Origin of the sequence: Cellulomonas taurus (genome assembly GCF_012931845.1) — a bacterium.
Lineage (GTDB): Bacteria > Actinomycetota > Actinomycetes > Actinomycetales > Cellulomonadaceae > Cellulomonas > Cellulomonas taurus.
In genome coordinates this window covers 1,371,558-1,391,671 of the sequence record NZ_CP051884.1, presented here as the reverse complement: position 1 = coordinate 1,391,671, position 20,114 = coordinate 1,371,558, and the positions used below count along the sequence as shown (strand labels likewise).

Sequence of the window (20,114 nt, the reverse complement as noted above, 5' to 3'; positions counted from 1 at the left end):
CAATTCATGGGATGACTGTACCGAGAATCACACCGCCAATCCCGTGACTTGGGTCGTCGGGCCTAGGTGGAGATGCCAAGATGGGCTGCGACTCACCACACCGACGTCACTTCAAGGAGCCACCACGTGTCCGACACGACCGGGTCCGCTTTCGACATCGTCGTCCTGGGCGGAGGGAGTGGCGGCTACGCGGCCGCGCTCCGCGGTGCCCAGCTCGGCCTGAGCGTCGCCCTCATCGAGGCCGACAAGGTCGGCGGGACCTGCCTCCACAAGGGCTGCATCCCCACCAAGGCCCTCCTGCACGCGGCCGAACTGGCCGACAACGCCCGTGAGGGTGCGCACTTCGGCGTGCACACCCAGCTCACCGGCATCGACATGAACGGCGTCAACGAGTACAAGGACTCGGTGATCGGCCGCCTCTACAAGGGTCTGCAGGGGCTGATCAAGTCCCGCAAGATCACCGTGATCGAGGGCTACGGCAAGCTCGTCGGCCCCGACACCATCGAGGTCAACGGCCAGCGGGTCACCGGCAAGCACATCGTGCTCGGCACCGGCTCCTACGCCCGCTCGCTGCCCGGTCTGGAGATCGGTGGCCGCGTCATCACCTCCGACCAGGCCCTGAAGCTGGACTGGGTGCCGAAGTCCGCGATCATCCTCGGCGGTGGCGTGATCGGCTCCGAGTTCGCCTCGGTTTGGAAGAGCTTCGGCGCCGACGTCACGATCATCGAGGCACTGCCGCACCTGGTCCCGAACGAGGACGAGGCGCTGTCCAAGGCCTTCGAGCGCGCCTTCCGCAAGCGCGGCATCAACTTCAACCTGGGTGTCCGGTTCTCCGGCGTGACCCAGAACGACGACGGCGTGCACGTGACCCTGGAGGACGGCAAGAGCTTCGACGCCGACCTGCTGCTGGTCGCCGTCGGCCGTGGCCCGTCGACCTCGGGTCTGGGCTACGAGGAGCAGGGCCTGACCCTGGACCGCGGCTTCGTCATCACCAACGAGCGGCTGCACACCGGTGTCGGCAACATCTACGCCGTCGGCGACATCGTCCCGGGTCTGCAGCTCGCGCACCGCGGCTTCGCCCAGGGCATCTTCGTCGCCGAGGAGATCGCGGGCCTCAACCCGGCTCCGATCGTCGAGTCCGGCATCCCGCGGGTCACCTACTCCGAGCCGGAGGTCGCGTCAGTCGGTCTGACCGAGGCGAAGGCCAAGGAACTGCACGGCGCCGACAACGTCGAGACGCTGGAGTACAACCTCGGCGGCAACGGCAAGAGCCAGATCCTGGCCACCACCGGCTTCGTCAAGCTGGTGCGGGAGAAGGACGGCCCGGTCATCGGCGTCCACATGATCGGCGCCCGGGTGGGCGAGCTGATCGGTGAGGGCCAGCTGATCGTGAACTGGGAGGCGTACCCGGAGGACGTCGCCGCCCTGATCCACGCCCACCCCACGCAGAACGAGGCTCTCGGCGAGGCGCACCTGGCGCTGGCCGGCAAGCCGCTGCACGCCCACAACTGACCAGATCCGAAGGAGACACGAAGGTCATGTCCGACAACGTGCAGCTTCCCGCACTCGGTGAGTCCGTCACCGAGGGCACCGTCACCCGCTGGCTGAAGAACGTCGGCGACACCGTCGCCGTCGACGAGCCGCTGCTGGAGATCTCCACCGACAAGGTGGACACCGAGGTCCCGTCGCCGTTCGCCGGCGTGCTGGAGCAGATCCTGGTGCAGGAGGACGAGACCGCCGAGGTCGGCTCCGTCCTGGCCGTGATCGGCGACGGCAGCGGTGCCGGTTCCGCCGGTTCCGACGCCCCGGCCCAGGAGTCCGCTCCGGCCGAGCAGACCACCCAGGGCGAGGGCTACGGCGACCCGGCCCCCGAGGCCGAGGCAGCGCCGCAGCAGTCGGCTCCGGCCGAGCAGTCCTCGAACTCCGGCGACCAGGGCTCCTCCGAGGGCGAGCAGGTCATGCTGCCCGCGCTGGGCGAGTCCGTCACCGAGGGCACCGTCACCCGCTGGCTGAAGAACGTCGGCGACACCGTCGAGGTGGACGAGCCGCTGCTGGAGATCTCCACCGACAAGGTCGACACCGAGGTCCCGTCGCCCTTCGCCGGCACCCTGCTGCAGATCCTGGTCGGTGAGGACGAGACCGCTGAGGTCGGTTCCCCGCTGGCCGTGATCGGCTCCGGTTCCGCCGCCCCTGCCGCGAACGACAACGCGCAGCCGGCGGTCTCCGAGGCCGCCCCGCAGGTCGCCGCCCCGGAGCAGGCCCCGCAGTCGCACTCCACCCCGGCGCCGGTCCCGGCCCCGAAGGCGGAGGCCCCCAAGGCCGAGGCTCCCCAGGCCCCGGCTGCGCCGGCGGAGGCCCCCAAGGCGCAGGCCGGTGGGTCGTACCTGACCCCGCTGGTCCGCAAGCTGGCGGCCGAGAAGGGCGTGGACACCGCGACCCTGGTCGGCACCGGTGTCGGTGGTCGGATCCGCAAGGAGGACGTCCTGGAGGCGGCCGCCAAGGCCGAGGCCGCGAAGGCGCAGTCCGCCGCTCCGGCTCCGGCCGCTGCCCCGGCTGCCGCTCCGAAGGCGTCGACCCCGGTCGAGCCGTCGCCGCTGCGTGGCACCACCGAGAAGGCCAGCCGCCTGCGTCAGGTGATCGCCGAGCGCATGGTCGAGGCCCTGCACACCCAGGCGCAGCTGACCACCGTGGTCGAGGTCGACGTCACCAAGGTCGCCCGCCTGCGTGCGGCCGCCAAGGAGTCGTTCAAGGCGCGTGAGGGTGTCAACCTCACCTTCCTGCCGTTCTTCGTCGAGGCGGCGATCGAGGCGCTCAAGGTGCACCCCAAGATCAACGGTGTGCTCGAGGGCAAGGAGATCACCTACCACGGTTCCGAGAACGTCGGCATCGCGGTGGACACCGAGCGCGGCCTGGTCGTGCCGGTGATCCGCGACGCCGGTGACCTGAACCTCGCCGGGATCGCCCGCAAGATCAACGACCTGGCCGGTCGCACCCGTGCCAACAAGGTCACCCCGGACGAGCTGTCCGGCGCGACCTTCACCGTGACGAACACCGGCTCCGGCGGTGCGCTCTTCGACACCCCGATCGTCCCGGGCGGCACCTCCGCCATCCTGGGCACCGGGACCATCGTCAAGCGTCCGGTCGTGGTCAAGGACGCCGACGGCGGCGAGGTGATCGCCATCCGGTCGATGTGCTATCTGGCGCTGTCCTACGACCACCGCCTGGTGGACGGTGCGGACGCCTCCCGGTACCTGATGACCGTGAAGCAGCGGATCGAGGAGGGCGCGTTCGAGGCCGAGGTCGGTCTCTGATCGTCGCCTGACGCATCCCACGACGGCCCCCGCGCGACCACCCGGTCGCCCGGGGGCCGTCGTGTGTCCAGGGCACCCCGGCCCCCACCCTCGCCCCCGCCCCCAGGTCGGCACTTCGCGCCTAACCCGCCCCCAGGTCGGCACTCCGCGCCCGAGTTCGGCACGTCCCCGGGGCAGTTCTGGCGCGAACTGCCGACGTCGCACCGCCAGCGCTCCGCCGCGCCACCGCCGCGCCCACCGGGCGCATGCCGAGCCGCCGCCGGGCGCCCGCTGGGCCGCCGCCGGGCGAGGGTGGCGGGGCGGACCACCACCCGCCGAGCAGCGCCGCGGCGGGCGGGGCAACGGGAGCGCGTCTAGGGTCGGGGCATGCGCGTCGTGATCGCAGGTTCGAGCGGGTTGATCGGGTCGGCGCTGGTCGCGCTGCTGCGCGGGGAGGACGCCGAGGTGGTGCGCCTGGTGCGACGCGCCCCGTCCCACCCGGAAGAGCGTCGCTGGGACCCGGATTCCGGTGTGCTGGACCCGACGATCCTCGACGGTGCCGACGTGGTCGTGAACCTCGCGGGCGCCGGGGTCGGTGACAAGCGGCTGACCGCCGCCCGCAAGCAGGTCGTGCTGTCATCCCGCACCACTGGGACCGCCCTGCTGGCCCGGACGATCGCGGGGATGGACACTCCCCCGCCCGTGCTGCTCCAGGGGTCGGCCAGCGGCGCCTACGGCGACCGTGGTGAGGAGCTGCTGACCGAGGACAGCCCGCGCGGCGACACCTTCCTGGCCGGGGTGGTCCGGGCGTGGGAGGACGCTGCCCGACCGGCGGTGGACGACCCGCGGGTGCGGGTGGCCTTCCTGCGGACCGGCATCGTGCTCAGCCCCGGCGGTGGCGCGCTCAAGCCGTTGTTGCCGCTGATCCGCCTCGGTCTGGGTGGCCCGCTCGGTTCGGGGCGGAACTACTGGGCGTGGATCACCCTGGAGGACGAGGTGCGGGCGATCCGGCACCTGATGGACGCGCCGGTCGACGGCCCGGTGAACCTGGTCGCGGACCCGGCGCGCAGCATCGAGGTCGTCCGCGCGCTGGCGACGGTGGCGCACCGACCTGCCGTGCTGCCCGTGCCGGGCTTCGCGTTGCGGCTGATGCTCGGAGAGTTCGCCGACGAGATCCTGGCGTCCCAGCGGATCGTGCCGCGGAAGCTGGATGCCAGCGGATTCGTGCACCGCCACCGCGAGATCACCGGGGCCGCGCGGTCCGTGCTGGCCTGAGGACGGGCCGGCCGGCACACTGCGGCCCGACCCCGCTCAGTCGAGCCGCACAGCCCGTTCCTCCGCCGCCGAGACCTTCGCCGCGTCCAGCACCCGGGCGGTGAGCACCGCGTCCGCCGGGTCGACCGGCACCGGAGCCCCGTCCAGCGCCCAGGCGGTCACCGCGCGGTAGAAGTCCGGGTGCCCACCGGCCGCCCGGCGCACCGGCGTGACCTCCTCGCCGCGCACCAGCCGCCCCTCGAAGGGTGAGCCGTCGTCGTCCAGCACGCTGAACGGGCTGGCCTCCCCCTCGAAGCTGGTGACCAGGTAGGCCCCCTTGGAACCCAGCACCCGGGTGCGCGGACCCGGAGCGCCGACCAGCGACCCGGCCTGCAGGTGACTGATCGTGCCGCCGGTGTGACGCAGGGCGAGGAACACGTCGTCGACCGCGGGCGTGGTGAGGTTCCGCAGCTCGGCGCTGACCGTCGCCACCGGGCCGAACAGCTGGATCGCCGAGTCCACCAGGTGCGCCCCGAGGTCCAGCAGCAGACCGCCCGCCTCCGGGTCGTTCTCCTTCCAGCGGTCCTGCGGCACCGGCCGCCACCGCTCCCAGCGCCGCTCGAACCGGTGCACGTCGCCGAGCTTCCCGTCCGCGATCAGGGCGAGCACAGTGAGCTGTTCGGGGTCCCAGCGCCGGTTCTGGAACACGGTCAGCCGGTCACCGCCCAGTTCGGCGAGCCGCGCCGCGTCGGCGGCGGTGGTGGCCAACGGCTTGTCGACCACCACCCGTACGCCGGCCGCGAGCGCCGCCGTGACATGCGCGACGTGGTCGCCGGTCGGGCTCGCGATCACCACCACGTCGAGCTGGTCGGCGTGCGCCAGCAGCTCCTCGGCGGTGGTGTCGACGGCGACCCCGGGCCAGTCCTTCTGCGCGGCGGTCGCCCGGGCCGGGTTCCGGGTGACCACCCGGGTCACGGTCGCCCCGATCTCCCGCAGCAACCGGCCGTGGATGCCACGTCCAGCCGACCCGTACCCGATGATTCCCGCGCGCAGTCCGGTCATGCGGGTCACCCTACGGTCAGCGCGCGATCTTCGACGGCCACCACACCCGGTCGCCGATGTCGTGCACCAGGGCCGGGACGAGCAGGCTGCGCACCACCAGGGTGTCCACCAGCACCCCGAAGGCCACGATGAACGCCAGCTGCGCCAGGAACAGCAGCGGGATCACCCCGAGGGCGGCGAAGGTCATCGCCAGCACCACCCCGGCCGAGGTGATCACACCGCCGGTGACGGCCAGGCCGTGCCGCACACCGTCCCGCGTGCCGACCTTGAGGCTCTCCTCCCGCACCCGGGTCATCAGGAAGATCGAGTAGTCCACGCCCAGGGCGATCAGGAAGGTGAACGCGTAGAGCGGCACCGCCGGATCGGCGCCCGGGTAGTCCAGGACGTGGTTGAACACCACCGCCGCGACACCGAGGGCCGCCGCGAAGGACAGCACGTTGGCCAGCATCAGCAGCACGGCGGCCAGCACCGAGCGCAGCAGCAGCATCAGGATCAGCAGGATGACGATCAGCACCACCGGCACGATCACCCGCAGATCGCGGGTCCCGGCGTCCTGCGCGTCCAGGGTCTCCGCGGCGGCGCCGCCGACCAAGGCGTCCGGCGCGACCTCGTGCACAGCGGTCCGCACCCGCTCGATCGCGTCCACGCCGGCACTGGTGTCGGCCCCGGCCTCGGTGGTGACGTCGATCCGCACCCGGCCGTCGACCTCGACCGGCGGCTGCTGCGCCTCCTGGCTCGGCGGGCCGCCGAAGGAGGACGCCCCGGTGTACGGGGTCGCCGACAGCACCCCGTCGACGCCCTGTGCTGCCTCGATCACGTCCTGCGCCTCGTCGGCGTCCACGAACACGGTGGCGGGCTGGACCGCCCCGGCGGGGAAGTGCTCGGCCAGCACCTTCTCCCCGTCCACCGAGTCGACCTGGGTGCGGAAGACGTCGGACTGGCTGGTGCCCTGCGCCTGGAAGGTGGGCAGGAAGGCCGCGGCGATCAGCAGCACCACCGTGGTGCCGATCCAGACCTTGCGGTCCTGCCGCCCGACCCACCCGGCCAGCTTCTCCCACAGGCCGTGGCTGCTGTGCGTCGGGTCGCTGTCCACCACCGGGCGCCGGGGCCAGAACAGCCCCCGCGAGCGCTTGCCCAGCATGAGCAGCATCAGCGGCAGCAGACTGAAGGAGGCGGCGTAGGCGGCCACGATGCCGATGGCGCCGACCGGGCCCAGGCTGCGGTTGGACGCCAGGTCGCTGAGCAGCAGGCAGAGCAGCCCCGCGATCACGGTGCCCGCGGAGGCGCTGATCGGCTCGAGGGATGCCCGCAGCGCCTGGCGCATCGCCGCGGCGGGCGACTCGACCAGCCGCAGCTCCTCCCGGTAGCGGGCCACGATCAGCAGCGCGTAGTCGACCGACGCCCCGACCACCAGGATCGACAGGATGCCCTGGGCCTGACCGTTCAGAGTCAGCACCCCGGCGTCGGCCAGGTGGTAGACCACCAGCGCGGCGGCGCACAGCGCGAAGACGGCGTTGATGATCACCAGGAAGGGCAGGAAGGGCGAGCGGTAGACCAGCACCAGGATCACCAGCACCGCGCCGAGGGCGACCAACAGCAGCACCCCGTCGATGCCACCGAAGGCGGTCACGAGGTCGGCGACGAACCCGGCCGGGCCGGTCACCCAGGACTGCAGCGAGGTTCCCTCGAGGTCGTCGGCGAGCGCGTCGCGCAGCACTTCCACGACCGCGCCGGTCACCCGCTCGTCATTCGCCAGGAGGGTGTCGGACTGGTCGGCGTCCAGGGACAGCGGCACCAGCAGCGCCTCGCCGTCCTCGCTCGGCACCACCACCGGGTCGGCGGTCAGCACGTCACCCACCGTGGCCGGGTTACCCGCTCCGGCACCCGGCAGCGGCAGATCCGGCCACTGCTCGACGGCGGCTGTCACCGTCCCGATCGCGTCGGCGGGCAGCGCGGCATCGGCCCGATCGGCGGTGATCACCACCAGTACCGGCAGCGCTTGGCCTTCGGTGAAGGCCTCGGCCTCCGTCGCCGCGCGGGTCGATTCGGCGGACGACGGCAGGAACGCCGCCGAGTCGTTGGTCTGCACCTGGGACAGCTGTCCCTGCGACATCCCACCGAACGCACCGACCGCGAGCCACCCGGCCACCAGCACCAGGATCGCCAGACCCCGCACCACACCATTCCTCAGCATGCTGAGCACTATGCGGGAACCCGCTCGATCCGGCAACATTTACCCGGAGCACCTCGTGAACCGGGGCAGATCAGCTCTCGGAACACCGGGCACGGGAGGCACACCAGTGACGCAGCACAGCGCCGACGAGACGCGGAGCTGGTCGGAGATGGCGTCCGCCGACCCCGCCGACTGGCCGCTGGGCCGCCTGCTGTCCGCCGCCGCGCGCCGGGTGGAGCGCGAGTGGAACGGTCACCTCGGGGCGTGGGAGCTCAACCACGCGAGCTTCCCGGTGCTGATCATGCTGCTCGGCGGACCGCACACCCAGGCCGAGCTGGCGGTGGCCTGCGACGTCACCGAACAGACCATGAGCCGGATCCTCGCCCGGCTGGAGCGCACCGGGCACATCCGGCGCACGCCCCACCGACTCGACCGGCGCAAGCACCAGGTGGAGATCACCGATTCCGGTCGGGCCGCCGCGCACCTGGCAGCCGATCAGCAGAACGCCGACCGGATCGCCGCCCGCGGGCTGACCGACGAGCAGGTGCGCACCCTCAAGACGTTGCTGGCCGCCGTCGCTCATCCCGCAGACTGACCGCCACCGACTCCGCCCACTCGGTCACCGCGTCGAAGTCGCGTTGATCGCCGTCCTGGGCGTCGATCAACGCGACCAGCGCGCGCTCGGCCAGCCCGAGATCGCCGCGATGCAGTCGCCCACCGAAGCAGACCACCTCGCGGGCGTTCACCCGGCGGGCAACGGTGTCGACGTCGTCCGGCGGGGTGGCCGCCTCACCGGTGACCCGGCCCCGGTGATCGACCGGCCCGGACCAGAACAGCCACACCGGCCGGGCGGACAGCTGACCGCTCTGCCGTTCGACCAGGTCGCGCAGGCTCGCGGCCAACCGACCCACGTACACCGCCGAGCCCAGGACGACGGCGTCGTAGCCGTCCACCGCCTCGACGTCCTCCGGCGGCAGCTGCTCCACCACGTGCCCCGCGGCGGCCAGCGTCTCCGCCACCGCCGTGCCGATCTCCGCGGTGCCCCCGTGCCGGGACGCCGTCGTCACCAGGATGCGCATGTCGTCCTCCCCTTCGCGGCCGATCCTCCAGGCTGACGCCGCGACACCCCCGCGGACCAGGGACCCAGGTCCCGATCACCGATGCGGGCCGGGTCGCCGTCGGTCGGTAGACTCCCGGACATGGCGCGCGAACCCAAGGCCCCGAAGGCACCGAAGGTCAAGAAGACCCGGTGGTACCACCAGATCTGGCAGGCCTACCAGATGACCCGGCAGCAGGACCCTGCCGTCACCTGGATCATCCTGGCGATCTTCTTCGGTGTGATCGCGCTCGGCGTCGTCATCGGTGTGCTGATCGGCCACCCGGTGTACCTGCTGCTGATGTCCATCCCGTTCGCCCTGCTGGGCGCGATGTTCACCCTGACCCGACGCGCCGAGCGCGCCGCCTACGCGCGGATCGAGGGCCAGCCCGGCGGCGCCATCTCCGCGCTGGGCACCATCCGGCGCGGCTGGACCTTCACCCAGGAGCCGGTCGCGATGGCGCCTCGCACCCAGGACCTGGTCTTCCGCGGTGTCGGCCGGGCCGGTGTGGTGCTGGTCGGCGAGGGCCCGGCGCACCGGATCGACAAGCTGCTGGAGGCCGAGCGCAAGCGCACCGCGCGCGTCCTGCCGAACGTCCCGATCACGCTGATCCAGGTCGGCCGCGAGGAGGGTCAGGTCCCGCTCCCCGCCCTCGCCCGCAAGGTGCAGCGCCTCAAGCCGACCCTGACCAAGGTGGAGACCGGCGAGGTGCTCAAGCGCCTGACCGCCCTCGGCGCGATGAAGGTGCCGGTGCCCAAGGGCGTCGACCCGATGCGCGCACGCCCGGACCGCAAGGGCATGCGCGGCCGCTGAGCCCTGCTACTCCCCCAGCCTCGACTACCGTGCCGATCAGGACCGCGACCACCGCCGACCACCCGCGTCTGCTCCGCCTCTGGCGCGCGGCGGTCGAGGCCACCCACGACTTCCTCACCCCGGCCGACGTCGACGCGCTCGACCCCCAGGTCGCCGCGTACCTCGCGGAAGTGCCCGAGCTGCTGGTGGCGGAATCGGGGTCGGGGATCCAGGGGTTCATCGGCGCGGACGGTCGGTCGATCGAGATGCTGTTCGTCGACCCGGCCGTGCACGGTCGCGGCGTGGGGACCGCGTTGATCGCCGCACTGGGACCGGGACCGCTCACCGTCGACGTGAACGAGGACAATCCGTCGGGGCGGCGGTTCTACGTGGCGCGCGGATTCGTCGAGGTCGGCCGGTCGCCACTGGACGGTGAGGGTCGGCCGTTCCCCCTGCTGCACCTGCGCCGGGACTGACCGTGAGCTGAGCCGTCAGCGGCGGACGATCGCGGTGCCGGCCAGACGGTCGTGCAGCCCGCGGCCGTCGCCGTCCCACACCGCCGCCGGGATCACCAGGCACAGCAGCACGGTGCGGACCACGGCGCGCAGCGGACCGGCGGGCAGGTCCGGCCCGGGGTCGTGGGCCTCACCGGTGTCGATCAGCGTGGCCGGCGGACGCAGTCGGCGCACCCGGATGCCGAAGATCGCGTGGCCGAGGGTGGCACCGATGGTGCCGACCAGAAGGATGTTCTCCACCGCGAAGATCGCCAGCGGAACCAGCGGGTTGTCGTCGAAGAACGCCATCGCGATCGCCTGGCAGGCCAGCCAGTCCACGATCAGCGCACCGATCCGCCGCCCCATCCCGGCCAGCGAGCCGCGACCGGTCGGCGGCAGCCCCAGACGACTCCCCCGCGGCGTACCCGCCCCACCGCCCACCGGCGGCCCGGACAGCCACGACCCGACGTCCTCGCGTTCGACCATGCGCACCAGGGTAAGTGGTCGACACCGGACCTTCCGCCCGGCCCGCCCACCGGTCACGAAACGCTCGGATCTGGACACAGAGCGCGAAAGCCCTGGTCATGTCACCTGCTCGACACATGCGCCCGCGATCCGTAACACGCCCGAAACAATCGGTACACCGCAGGGAAACTGCCCGGGCCTAGCCTCGAACCGCTCGCTCACGCGAGCCACCCAACCCGAGGAGCAGCGGATGTTCAGCAAGCCAGAGGAACTCCTGGCCTATATCAAGTCCGAGGACGTGAAGTTCGTCGACATCAGGTTCTGCGACCTGCCCGGCGTGATGCAGCACTTCAACATCCCGGCGGCCACGGTCGACGAGGACTTCTTCTCCACCGGCCAGATGTTCGACGGATCCTCGATCCGCGGCTTCCAGGCGATCAACGAGTCGGACATGAAGCTGGTGCCGGACGTCACCACCGCCTTCATCGACCCGTTCCGGATCGAGAAGACCCTGGCGCTGAACTTCCACGTCGTCGACCCGTACACCGACGAGCCGTACTCCCGCGACCCGCGCCAGGTCGCTGCCAAGGCCGAGGCCTACCTGCGCAGCACCGGCATCGCGGACACCGCGTTCTTCGCCCCCGAGGCCGAGTTCTACGTCTTCGACGACGTGCGGTTCGAGACCAAGCAGAACACCTCCTACTACTCGATCGACTCGATCGAGGCCGCCTGGAACACCGGGCGCGAGGAGCCGGGCGGCAACCTCGGGCACAAGACCCCCTACAAGGGCGGCTACTTCCCCGTGGCACCGGTCGACCACTTCGCCGACCTGCGCGACGCCATCTCCCTGCAGCTGGACGAGCTCGGCTTCGAGGTCGAGCGCGCCCACCACGAGGTCGGCACCGCCGGCCAGGCGGAGATCAACTACCGCTTCGACACGCTGGCCAAGTCCGCCGACAAGGTGCAGCTGTTCAAGTACATCGTCAAGAACGTCGCGCACGAGGCCGGTCACACCGCGACCTTCATGCCGAAGCCGATCTTCGGTGACAACGGCTCGGGCATGCACGTGCACCAGTCGCTGTGGAAGGACGGCGAGCCGCTGTTCTTCGACGAGAAGGGCTACGGCGGCCTGTCCGACATCGCCCGCTGGTACATCGGTGGCCTGCTCAAGCACGCCCCGTCGCTGCTGGCATTCACCAACCCGACGGTGAACTCCTACCACCGCCTGGTCCCCGGCTTCGAGGCCCCGGTCAACCTGGTCTACTCGGCCCGGAACCGTTCCGCGTGCATCCGGATCCCGGTCACCGGCTCCAACCCCAAGGCCAAGCGCATCGAGTTCCGCGTGCCGGACCCGTCGGGGAACCCGTACCTGGGCTTCGCCGCCATGCTGATGGCCGGCCTGGACGGCATCCAGAACCGGATCGAGCCGCCGGAGCCGGTCGACAAGGATCTGTACGAGCTGCCCCCCGAGGAGCACGCACAGATCCAGCAGGTGCCGGGCTCGCTGTCCGAGGTGCTGGACGCCCTGGAGGCGGACCACGACTACCTCACCGCGGGCAACGTGTTCACCCCGGACCTGATCCGCACCTGGATCGACTACAAGCGCTCCGCCGAGATCGACCCGATCCGGCTGCGTCCGCACCCGCACGAGTTCGAGCTGTACTACGACGTGTAAAAGTCAGGGTTCGAGGCTGCTCCCTTGAGCGCCTGACCTGCACGAACGGCAGCCCCGTCACCCTTGTGGTGGCGGGGCTGCCACTTTTTCTGCCACAACCGCGTGCAGGGATTGCCGCGATGCCCCGGCTCCCAACCGTGCCCGGCATGCACACGGGCACAACGCCCCTGCCCCCGGTCGACCTGGCCGGCCCGATCTGGACGGTCGAGCACGTCGCCCTGGCGTTCCGGGTCGCGATCCGAGCCGGCCCGCTCGCTGATCGCCCACCCCGGATTTCCCGGCCGCGGTCCGGCTCTCGGAGGGCCGCGCGGCGCGGCTGTACTGGCACCGGGAGCGGGTGCTCGACTTCGTCGACGCTGCCGCCACCGCCACCCCGTCGCAGGCGACCCCGGCGCCCGTGGCGCGCCGACGGGCGGCCACCGCGGCCGCCGAGCCCCACCTCCCGCGGTACGCCGGGAACGACGACAACGCCCGGGCCGCGATCGCCATGCTGCGTGCCGCGCAGGCGGTGGCGTCGTGACCCCGGGGCGCCGGCCTGCCGGGCACCAGCGGTCGGGTCACCCTGTACGAGCCCACCGCGTCGCGACCGACCTTCCGGATCATCGTCGTCGACGAGCAGGGTGTCCGCCGAGACCGCGGCGAACTGGACGGCTTCCTCGCGCTCGTCCGACGATCGGTCCACACGCTGTCGACTTCACGCCTTCGGCCCCCGGTTTCGTCGGCGTAGGACCACCGACATCCCTGTTCGAACACCCGTTCGATGCTCTCTGCAGAGTGAGCGGCTTCTCCGCGGCCAGGTAGCGCCGCTTGCGAGCGGCGACAGCTTGGTATAGCCATCGTCGCCACACAAGCTCGATCGCAATGGAGAACGCCGACATCACGGCCTCGTTGTGCGCCGCTGTGATCCCGCCCGCGAACTCGTCGTGTCCGCCACTCTCATCCCAGTCTGCGCGACTTTCCCAAGCCGCAGTACGGGCAAGGGCGAGGTAGTCGCTGATCCCGCGACGCGGGACCCTGGCAATCAGAGCCGCCGTGGCGAGCTCACGGGCGGCATCGTCGAACCCCTTCTTTCGAGCCAGCCCACCTGCATCGCTCAGTCTCATGCAGGGCGCCGACAACCGCTCCGTGCGCGGACCGTCGGTCCTTCGCCTGCGAGAACGCAGCAGTGCCGAGCGATCCGACACCGAGGGGACGACTAAGGCGATGATCTCTGAGGCTTCCACGGCGTACAGCCTGACATCAGGCGTCGGGATTCGGTGGCGATGCGGCACGAGCGCCAGCCGGCTCGACTCCCATCGGAGTGCTAGTCACCCGAGAGCCGGGGTCGTCCGGCTCTTCCGCTAATTGCCGCTGGATCTCCTCACGATCCCCGCCTCGCGCATCTCCAGAGCGTTCAGGTAGCCGGCGATCTTGTCGCTGACGCGGCCGGCAGGTTCTTGTCGTAGGTAGTGGCCGAGGTCCCGCCGTGCACCGTCGAGCACGACCCGCCCTGCGGATCGCGGCCATTCGGTGATGTGTCCGGTGCCGCCCAGCTCGTCGAGACGTGACATGAGCAGGAGTGCCCGCTCGATCCTGCCGCGGGTCGGATTCGGAAGGTAGATGCTCGCTTCTCGGATGTGATCGAGGGCGTCGTCTACGCCTTTCGATCGGCTTGCTTTGTCGGTGAGAACATCATGCTGATGCGACTGGATCGCACGGTAAGACGACGGATCGTCTCTAGGTCGGCGGCGATCTCTCGTGCACGATCGTGCGATCAGCCCCATGCGTCGTCGGCTCGACGTTCCTTCACCTCGACGGCGAATTCTTGCCGACGGTCGGCGCGCGCAAATCGAGACTGCACCCAACCAGCTCCTGCGGCGACCAGACCACCCGCCATGGCCCCCAGTAGGTCGCCCCAATCCACCGGCACCCGGTCCTCCCTCCGCCTCGCGCGACTCTCGCGAGCCCCTTGTGAGATCTTCTCTGACCTCACTCACCCATCTTTGAAGTTCCACTTCGTCGGTCTGGGGTGACACGTTAGCTTGAGGCGTCCGCAGTCGACTCTGCCTCGTCGATGACTGCCGATAGCGCGTCGCAGAACACGCCAAACCCCTGCGAGATCTCCGCGGGGACACCTTCCGCCTCGGCGCGGAGTGCATCCACGACCTCATGGCGGTTTACCGGAGTCGATCCGCGCCACGTCTGGATCCAAGTCGCTTCACTCGCTTCGGCGCTCAACTGACCCAGCACGTCGTTCGCGCGAGCATGTGGCAGAGACACGAGCAGGCCAGCGAACTGTGGGACCCGCCAGACCGTCAAGCCGATGTGCCCTCCGCCGGTCATCAGCATCCCCTTGAGCAAGCCCACCCGGTACTCGACGGGGAACGACTCGTCCCCTGAGTCGATGACCGGGTCGATGCCCACCTTGCGCGCGTTGCCGTACCCACCGCTGACTTGCTGGCCGAACGCCACCCCAACTCGCTGCTGCACATCGCTCGGTTGCTGTGAAAGCACTGCTGCATCGAATTTCGACTGGAGCGTCTTGAGGGAGCTCGCGGAGTTGACCGCTTCGATGAGGTCGTTCGGGTAGTCCGCGAGTACATGTCCGAGTCGGCGCAGAGCCCACCGGGTCCACAGAAGAGCCGCCTCGAGGGTGATCGTTGCCATCTCGTCCACGACATCCGGAACGCGCGCGTGTCCGTGCCCGGTGCCATGCGAGTTCCGTATTGGCGCGATCCGGGTCACGATCGTCTGTGCCCCTTGGGCGATCGCACGGACATCCTCGCTTCCGCTGACGTCGGGTGCCGGCACACGGTCGATCGCTCGTTGCGCTCGCTTCACCGTGGTCACGAAATCAGCCCCGTCAGCGAGGGGCTCCTGCGTCGCTGCGACGACCACCTTCGCGACCGTCTCCACGAGTTCCTTCGCCTTCCCGATCACCTCCGGCAGGTCGTCCAGCTCCCAGGCGTTCTTGAGTCGCCGCTGCGCGATCTGCACCGCTTCCCAGCCCGCGTCGTCGAGATGGTCCGGTCTGCGGAGATCGAACAAGTCCATCGCAATCCTCGCATGAGTAGGCTTGTGGTAGATGGCCTGGCACGTCTGAGGCTAGGTGTTGCCTGGCGGTCAGAACCAGAACTGATACCGCGCTGGACGACTTCGTCCGGGGGAACGCGCGAGCCGCGCTCAGGCAAGCGGTTGAGCGGCTGGAGTGTGGCAGTCCTGGCACGGTCCGATTGGAGGCAAGCTTGAACAACCCGATGGGCAAGCAGGCGGACCGCTCAGAGGAGATCGCCTTCTTGATCTTGGAGGACGTACTCGGGATCCGGATCTTCCTGGCCGACTCCAACCAGGTGGACGGCAACGTGGACGGGCGTTGGACGCACGATGGGCGGTCCGGAGTGGTTGAGATCACCGGACCTCCCGCCGAGGAGCAGATGCGCGCTTTCGCAACCGCTGAGAGGAAAGGCGAGCAGTCGCTCGAGACAGGGTCGGTCGAGCGTCACCACAACCGGCTGGCGGAGTACCTGTCGCTACAGCTGGCCGAACCGTGGGCCGCTGCCAACGTGGCGAAGCTCAACGCAGTCGACGCCGACGAGCGACACCTCTTCTTGGTTGCCCGCACGGTCTACGACCACGAGTACTACGCCAGGCTTTCGGACACGTACGAGAACGGTCCCGTCGAGCGAATCAACGCGCTCGCCCTGCCCGAAGGGATCAGCGACGTGTGGTTCGAAGGGCGCGCGGCACGCGGCTTCACCAAGCTCGACCCGATGACTGTGCGAGTGGCGAGGTACAACCGTTTGGCCGGCTGGTCCACTCGCGACGTGACTCTCGAGGAACAGCAGCTCCCCGCGCCGAAGATCGTCGCGGACACCGCCGCCGCCGGGTGGCGCCGTCCCCGCAACCGCAGCTAGCGCACGCAACGCCAGTCGTCGAGTGAACGCCGTGGCTTGCCGGGGCCCGTCGAGCACGAGCAGACTGGCGACGTCGGGACACCACCACATGTCAGCGAGCGAACGGAGCTCGCAGGTCGGAGCCGCACAAGCACGCGGCGACCGCGCGGATGACGGCGTCGGTCGGCTCGACGACGACCGGGTCGGGGCGCTCCTCGAAGCGCACGTCGTTGGTTCCGTGGATGATCGCTCCTCGCATGGTCCCATCGGACACCCGCGCCCGGGCGAGCACGCCACGAACGGGGTGCTGCTGTTACCTGGACTGCGAGTGCGTCGGCGACTCGTCGACGACGGCGACCGTCCGATCGCGGATGCGATCGTCAGTCAGCGGATACGGCGCCGCTCGTGCGTGTCCGGGGCGCGATCGTCACCAGCGCCGCCGCGCGTTCGCGAGGAGCACGTCCGCAGCCACCGTCGGATGCGCTCGGTTTCGGCGGCTGCGGACGCGCCTGCGTCAGCCCTTGCCGAGCGTCGACCCTGCCTTCGACTTCGACGACTTGCTCGAGCTGTCCGACGCGAGCGTCCGGCCGGCCTTCGACAGCGCGGCCTTCGACGGCTTCTTCATCACGATCACCTCCTCCCGAGTCGGGGACGGAACGATCGTGCCGCAATGGTCTGACATTGCGACGTGCGCTTGTTGGGACGAGGCCCGAGATGACGTCATCACCGCCGGTGTGTCCACGACGATGAGCCGGACGCAGTAACGGCGTCGCGCACGACTGAAAGCCGCCGCGTAGACGGGCTCCCTCCCACCGGGAGCACGTCGCGTCTGGACCTGCGGACGCACTCGAGGTCCGTTCGTCGTCGCGCGTACGCGTCCGCCCGGGCCTGCCACATCGGAGCCCGCTCAGAGCCGGATGAGGGTGCGCCCAGGCGCAGCCAGCAAAAGGATGGTCAGCAGCCCGATGACGATGCCGCACGCGATCATCGCCCCGACGAACTTGAGCCAGCCTCCCGACCGATCGACAGTCGCGATGACACTCGACCAGGCACCACCGCAGACAACACCGGCCATCAAGGTCGCGAACCAGTTGCTGAAGTTGCCCGACGACGCCTGCTCCGCCGCCGCGACCCGCGCCCCCGCACCTCCCAGCGCGTCGCGGCCTGCGCGTCGGTCAGGGACATCGGGTGCGGGAACACGACTGTGGTGCGGCACAAGGAGCGACGTGCCCGCCTGGTCTTGAGCACCCACGGCTCGGCTTGGTCCGGCCACAATGTCCGAGCGGACATGCCAGTCGCCCACGACCGGATCGCGGCCGTCGCCTTATCCTCGTCGGTGACGACCGCCACTGGCTTCTTTTTGCGCGCGAACACGCCTCCGATCGCGGCGCATCAAGCGGCAGCCGACTGTTCGGATTCACGCCCTCGCCCGGAAGACGCTCCGTACGGGGTCACGGGCTACGCCTGATCGAGCACCGGGGAACGCCCTGTCATCGTGCACAGCCCTTCGAAGTGCGGCGGGTCGAGCAGCTGCATGAACGCAAGAGCTTGCGAGATCGTGGCACCGACCTCGTCGGGCGAGATGACGCGGGAAATGTCGGGCGACTCCGAGTGCGAGTACTGGTGCGCAAAGCGGGTCAGGTGAACCCGGATGGGCTGGACCTTCTCGCGGCCCTCAGTCTCGAGCCCGTCCATGCAGATCCGCATCGCGTTGCTGAAGTCCCCGATGAGGTGCGGGACCTTGAAGGCGAGGAAGGTCTCCAGGAGCCGGCGCAACACGTTCGGTAGCAAGAGCTGAGCGTTGATGCGGTTCTCGAGCGTGTCGTTTTCGACCAGACCTCGGTGCGCATCCACGAGAACGCTGAAGGCCTGATGGTAGGCGGTGAGGAATACGGGCCGACCACGCTTCGTCGGGGCGTCCCAGGTCACCAGTTCCGTGCAGCGCCGCGCCGTTGCAGACCCCGCGGCGACGTAGCGGGCGCGCAGTTCATAGATGCCGATGCCCTCGAGCCCGTGCTTCGCGCCGTCCATCTGGATCTGCCACTGCCGGAACAGCTCAAAATCGTGCGTGAGGAGGAAGACCTGCGAGGCGAGACCGTTGACGACGCACTGCGCCCAGATCGCGGTCGATGCGCCGACGAAGACGTTGCTATCCAGACTCGAGACCGGGTCGTCGATGAACACGATCGGCGCCTGTGCTGCCTTCTCGCGGCGGGCGAGCATCTCCAAGAAGTGCACGAGCGTGATCGCCGTGCGCTCTCCTTCGCTCAGACCGCACGCTGGACTACCGTCCACGCGCGTCACCCAGTACCGACCGTCCCCACTTGCACCGAACGCCAGCTCCCGACGGCCGAGCAGGCGGGCGACTTCGTCGGTCAGTACAGACGCAGACGGCGCTGGGTCGCCCTCGACCTCGGACAGGACAGCGATCCGAGCGGCAGCAGAATCGAACTTCGTCCTCGACTGGTCCTCAGCGGCCACCGCAGCCTCGAGCTCGGCGCGGCGATCGAGGATGTCACCGCGGGTGCGCGCGAAGTGGTGCTGCTCCACCCGTAGCGCGGCCCGGTCCACGGCGGCGACGTGATCGTCCACCCTGACGTTGTGCTCCTCGATCAGGGCGAGGACACCGGCTGCGTCAGGGCTCAGCGGGGCCACGGTTCGCACGACGACCGGAGCCAAGACGTTCGCCCGCTTCGCGGCGACGCCGGCGCGCAGGGCAGTCACGTAAGACGACAACGCCTCACCCTCTTTAACGAGCTCCCCGGCGACCATGTCGTACTTGTCCTGGAGGTCGGAGTAGAACTCTGCACGGTGCGGAAGGACCAGGTTCGAGGCTTCGAGCTGTACCCGCGCCAACTCAACGTCGAGTCGAGCGAGCCTGCGATCGAGGGCCGCGACTTCGTCGGAGAAGTGCGCCTCGATGTCAGCTCGCCGGTCGGGCGTCAGCGCCGACCCGCAGTAGATGCATGAGTCGGTCTCCGCGTGCAAGGCGCGACCGGTGTCGACCCATTGCGTCGCCGCCGGGTTGCGCTGCAGAGAGTCCAGCACGAGAGTGACCGGCGTCGCACTGAGTGCGACCTCGAGCTCGGCGCCCAGTCCCGCACGCAGGCCCGGCACAGAAGACGGACACTTCACACGGTCACGCGCGGACCCCACTACCTGCGCCTTTGCCTCCTGCAATTCCGCCGTGCTCAGCTCGACAGACGTCCCCTGATGCCTCTCGAAGCGGTCTTCGGCGACACGACGGGTATACCGCGAGGCCGACTGCCACATCCCACCAGCCTTCGCGAGATCAGCCACCACGGCCTGCGACAGAGATCGGAACGCGCGCTCCCGGCTTTCCTCAGCCCGCTTCAGCACGTCCTTCGCGCCTCTATGGGCCCCCTCGAGGCCAGGCAGCGCCGACTTCAGGTCCTCGAGCTCGCGCTCTGCTTCGACCGCACGCCTTCCGACGGTCAGCACGGCGGGCATGCTCGGCGTCGCGCTGCGGAAGTCGTGGTTCTGCTCGACGAAATCGCGACCGAACACACAGACATCGGTGAAGACGGGATCGCTTTCGCCGTCGGTCGATCGCTCGCTGCCGCTGGACTTAACGCGGAGCGACACCAGCGCCCGTGCGGCCGGGTCGTCAACCGCTCGCCGGAACAAGCCGGCGACCGAGGTCTTTCCGGAACCGTTGCCTCCGTAGACCACGTTGACCTGGCCGAAGTCCTTCGTGCCGCTCGTCCACCGGAAGTCCCGGAGCACGCCCGTGTCCTTGATCCACTCGATACGCGTGATCATCATCGCTCCGACTCCTCGGCCGCACTCGTGGTCCGTCGGCCGGGGCGTCGTCGCCGACGAACCGCTCGGACAGCGTCTGATCAGGAACGCTAACGAAGGACGCAGTCGAGCCGGGGGCACTTTCGCTCAGATGCACTCGATTGCCTCATCGCTCGCA

18 protein-coding genes are annotated in these 20,114 nt (G+C 69.7%); 9 read left to right on the top strand and 9 right to left on the bottom strand.

Annotated elements, in window-relative coordinates:
* Window positions 1-126: 126 nt before the first annotated feature.
* From lpdA to HGK68_RS06430, 3 genes are all read left to right on the top strand, one after another.
* On the top strand, window positions 127-1,512 hold the full coding sequence (gene lpdA, locus HGK68_RS06440) for a dihydrolipoyl dehydrogenase (RefSeq protein ID WP_246260632.1): 1,386 nt from the start codon (window positions 127-129) through the stop codon (window positions 1,510-1,512).
* A 26-nt stretch (window positions 1,513-1,538) separates the two neighbouring features.
* Window positions 1,539-3,311: a 2-oxoglutarate dehydrogenase, E2 component, dihydrolipoamide succinyltransferase gene (gene sucB, locus HGK68_RS06435; protein WP_169165223.1), complete on the top strand. Its 1,773-nt coding sequence runs from the start codon at window positions 1,539-1,541 to the stop codon at window positions 3,309-3,311.
* Between the two features lie 366 nt (window positions 3,312-3,677).
* Complete coding sequence (locus HGK68_RS06430) at window positions 3,678-4,565, top strand: TIGR01777 family oxidoreductase (RefSeq protein WP_169165222.1); 888 nt, start codon at window positions 3,678-3,680, stop codon at window positions 4,563-4,565.
* A 36-nt stretch (window positions 4,566-4,601) separates the two neighbouring features.
* Here the strand turns inward: HGK68_RS06430 and HGK68_RS06425 are convergent, their stop codons facing one another.
* Complete coding sequence (locus HGK68_RS06425; protein WP_169165221.1) at window positions 4,602-5,606, bottom strand: Gfo/Idh/MocA family protein; 1,005 nt, start codon at window positions 5,604-5,606, stop codon at window positions 4,602-4,604.
* A gap of 16 nt (window positions 5,607-5,622) precedes the next feature.
* Entirely contained in the window at window positions 5,623-7,800 is a 2,178-nt protein-coding gene (locus tag HGK68_RS06420) for an MMPL family transporter (RefSeq protein ID WP_206155816.1), read from the bottom strand.
* A gap of 106 nt (window positions 7,801-7,906) precedes the next feature.
* Here HGK68_RS06420 and HGK68_RS06415 point away from each other — a divergent pair, with 106 nt between their 5' ends.
* Window positions 7,907-8,374, top strand: coding sequence for a MarR family winged helix-turn-helix transcriptional regulator (locus HGK68_RS06415; RefSeq protein WP_246260630.1), 468 nt, complete (start codon window positions 7,907-7,909; stop codon window positions 8,372-8,374).
* On the opposite strand, the gene HGK68_RS06410 is transcribed toward HGK68_RS06415, so the two are convergent.
* Entirely contained in the window at window positions 8,334-8,858 is a 525-nt protein-coding gene (locus HGK68_RS06410; RefSeq protein ID WP_169165219.1) for a flavodoxin domain-containing protein, read from the bottom strand. The two genes, HGK68_RS06415 and HGK68_RS06410, sit on opposite strands and share 41 nt — an antisense overlap.
* 120 nt (window positions 8,859-8,978) lie before the next feature.
* Between HGK68_RS06410 and HGK68_RS06405 the strand changes: the two genes are divergently transcribed.
* Entirely contained in the window at window positions 8,979-9,689 is a 711-nt protein-coding gene (locus tag HGK68_RS06405; protein WP_169165218.1) for a DUF4191 domain-containing protein, read from the top strand.
* Between the two features lie 29 nt (window positions 9,690-9,718).
* Window positions 9,719-10,144 (top strand): GNAT family N-acetyltransferase, encoded by a 426-nt coding sequence (locus HGK68_RS06400; protein WP_169165217.1) that lies wholly within the window; start codon window positions 9,719-9,721, stop codon window positions 10,142-10,144.
* Window positions 10,145-10,159: 15 nt separating this feature from the next.
* Here HGK68_RS06400 and HGK68_RS06395 read toward each other — a convergent pair whose 3' ends face one another.
* Complete coding sequence (locus tag HGK68_RS06395) at window positions 10,160-10,648, bottom strand: RDD family protein (protein WP_169165216.1); 489 nt, start codon at window positions 10,646-10,648, stop codon at window positions 10,160-10,162.
* A gap of 229 nt (window positions 10,649-10,877) precedes the next feature.
* Between HGK68_RS06395 and glnA the strand changes: the two genes are divergently transcribed.
* Complete coding sequence (glnA, locus tag HGK68_RS06390) at window positions 10,878-12,302, top strand: type I glutamate--ammonia ligase (protein WP_169165215.1); 1,425 nt, start codon at window positions 10,878-10,880, stop codon at window positions 12,300-12,302.
* Window positions 12,303-12,639: 337 nt separating this feature from the next.
* The gene (locus HGK68_RS06385) at window positions 12,640-12,822 is read left to right on the top strand and encodes a hypothetical protein (protein WP_169165214.1); all 183 of its coding nucleotides are present in this window, start codon (window positions 12,640-12,642) and stop codon (window positions 12,820-12,822) included.
* An 820-nt stretch (window positions 12,823-13,642) separates the two neighbouring features.
* Here HGK68_RS06385 and HGK68_RS06380 read toward each other — a convergent pair.
* Both HGK68_RS06380 and HGK68_RS06375 read right to left on the bottom strand, forming a co-directional pair.
* Window positions 13,643-14,065 (bottom strand): hypothetical protein, encoded by a 423-nt coding sequence (locus tag HGK68_RS06380; RefSeq protein WP_169165213.1) that lies wholly within the window; start codon window positions 14,063-14,065, stop codon window positions 13,643-13,645.
* Between the two features lie 253 nt (window positions 14,066-14,318).
* Window positions 14,319-15,335, bottom strand: a complete 1,017-nt coding sequence (locus HGK68_RS06375; protein ID WP_169165212.1) for an abortive infection family protein — start codon at window positions 15,333-15,335, stop codon at window positions 14,319-14,321.
* Between the two features lie 191 nt (window positions 15,336-15,526).
* On the opposite strand from HGK68_RS06375, the gene HGK68_RS06370 reads away from it, so the two are divergent.
* A complete protein-coding gene (locus tag HGK68_RS06370) occupies window positions 15,527-16,195 on the top strand; it encodes a hypothetical protein (RefSeq protein ID WP_169165211.1) in 669 nt (222 codons plus the stop codon).
* 91 nt (window positions 16,196-16,286) lie between these two features.
* Here the strand turns inward: HGK68_RS06370 and HGK68_RS06365 are convergent, their stop codons facing one another.
* From HGK68_RS06365 to HGK68_RS06355, 3 genes are all read right to left on the bottom strand, one after another.
* Window positions 16,287-16,433: a hypothetical protein gene (locus tag HGK68_RS06365; RefSeq protein ID WP_425483667.1), complete on the bottom strand. Its 147-nt coding sequence runs from the start codon at window positions 16,431-16,433 to the stop codon at window positions 16,287-16,289.
* A 648-nt stretch (window positions 16,434-17,081) separates the two neighbouring features.
* Window positions 17,082-17,477 carry a hypothetical protein gene (locus HGK68_RS06360; RefSeq protein WP_206155815.1) on the bottom strand — a complete coding sequence of 132 codons (396 nt, stop codon included), beginning with the start codon at window positions 17,475-17,477 and terminating at the stop codon, window positions 17,082-17,084.
* A 155-nt stretch (window positions 17,478-17,632) separates the two neighbouring features.
* Entirely contained in the window at window positions 17,633-19,960 is a 2,328-nt protein-coding gene (locus HGK68_RS06355; RefSeq protein WP_169165209.1) for an AAA family ATPase, read from the bottom strand.
* Window positions 19,961-20,114: the final 154 nt, after the last annotated feature.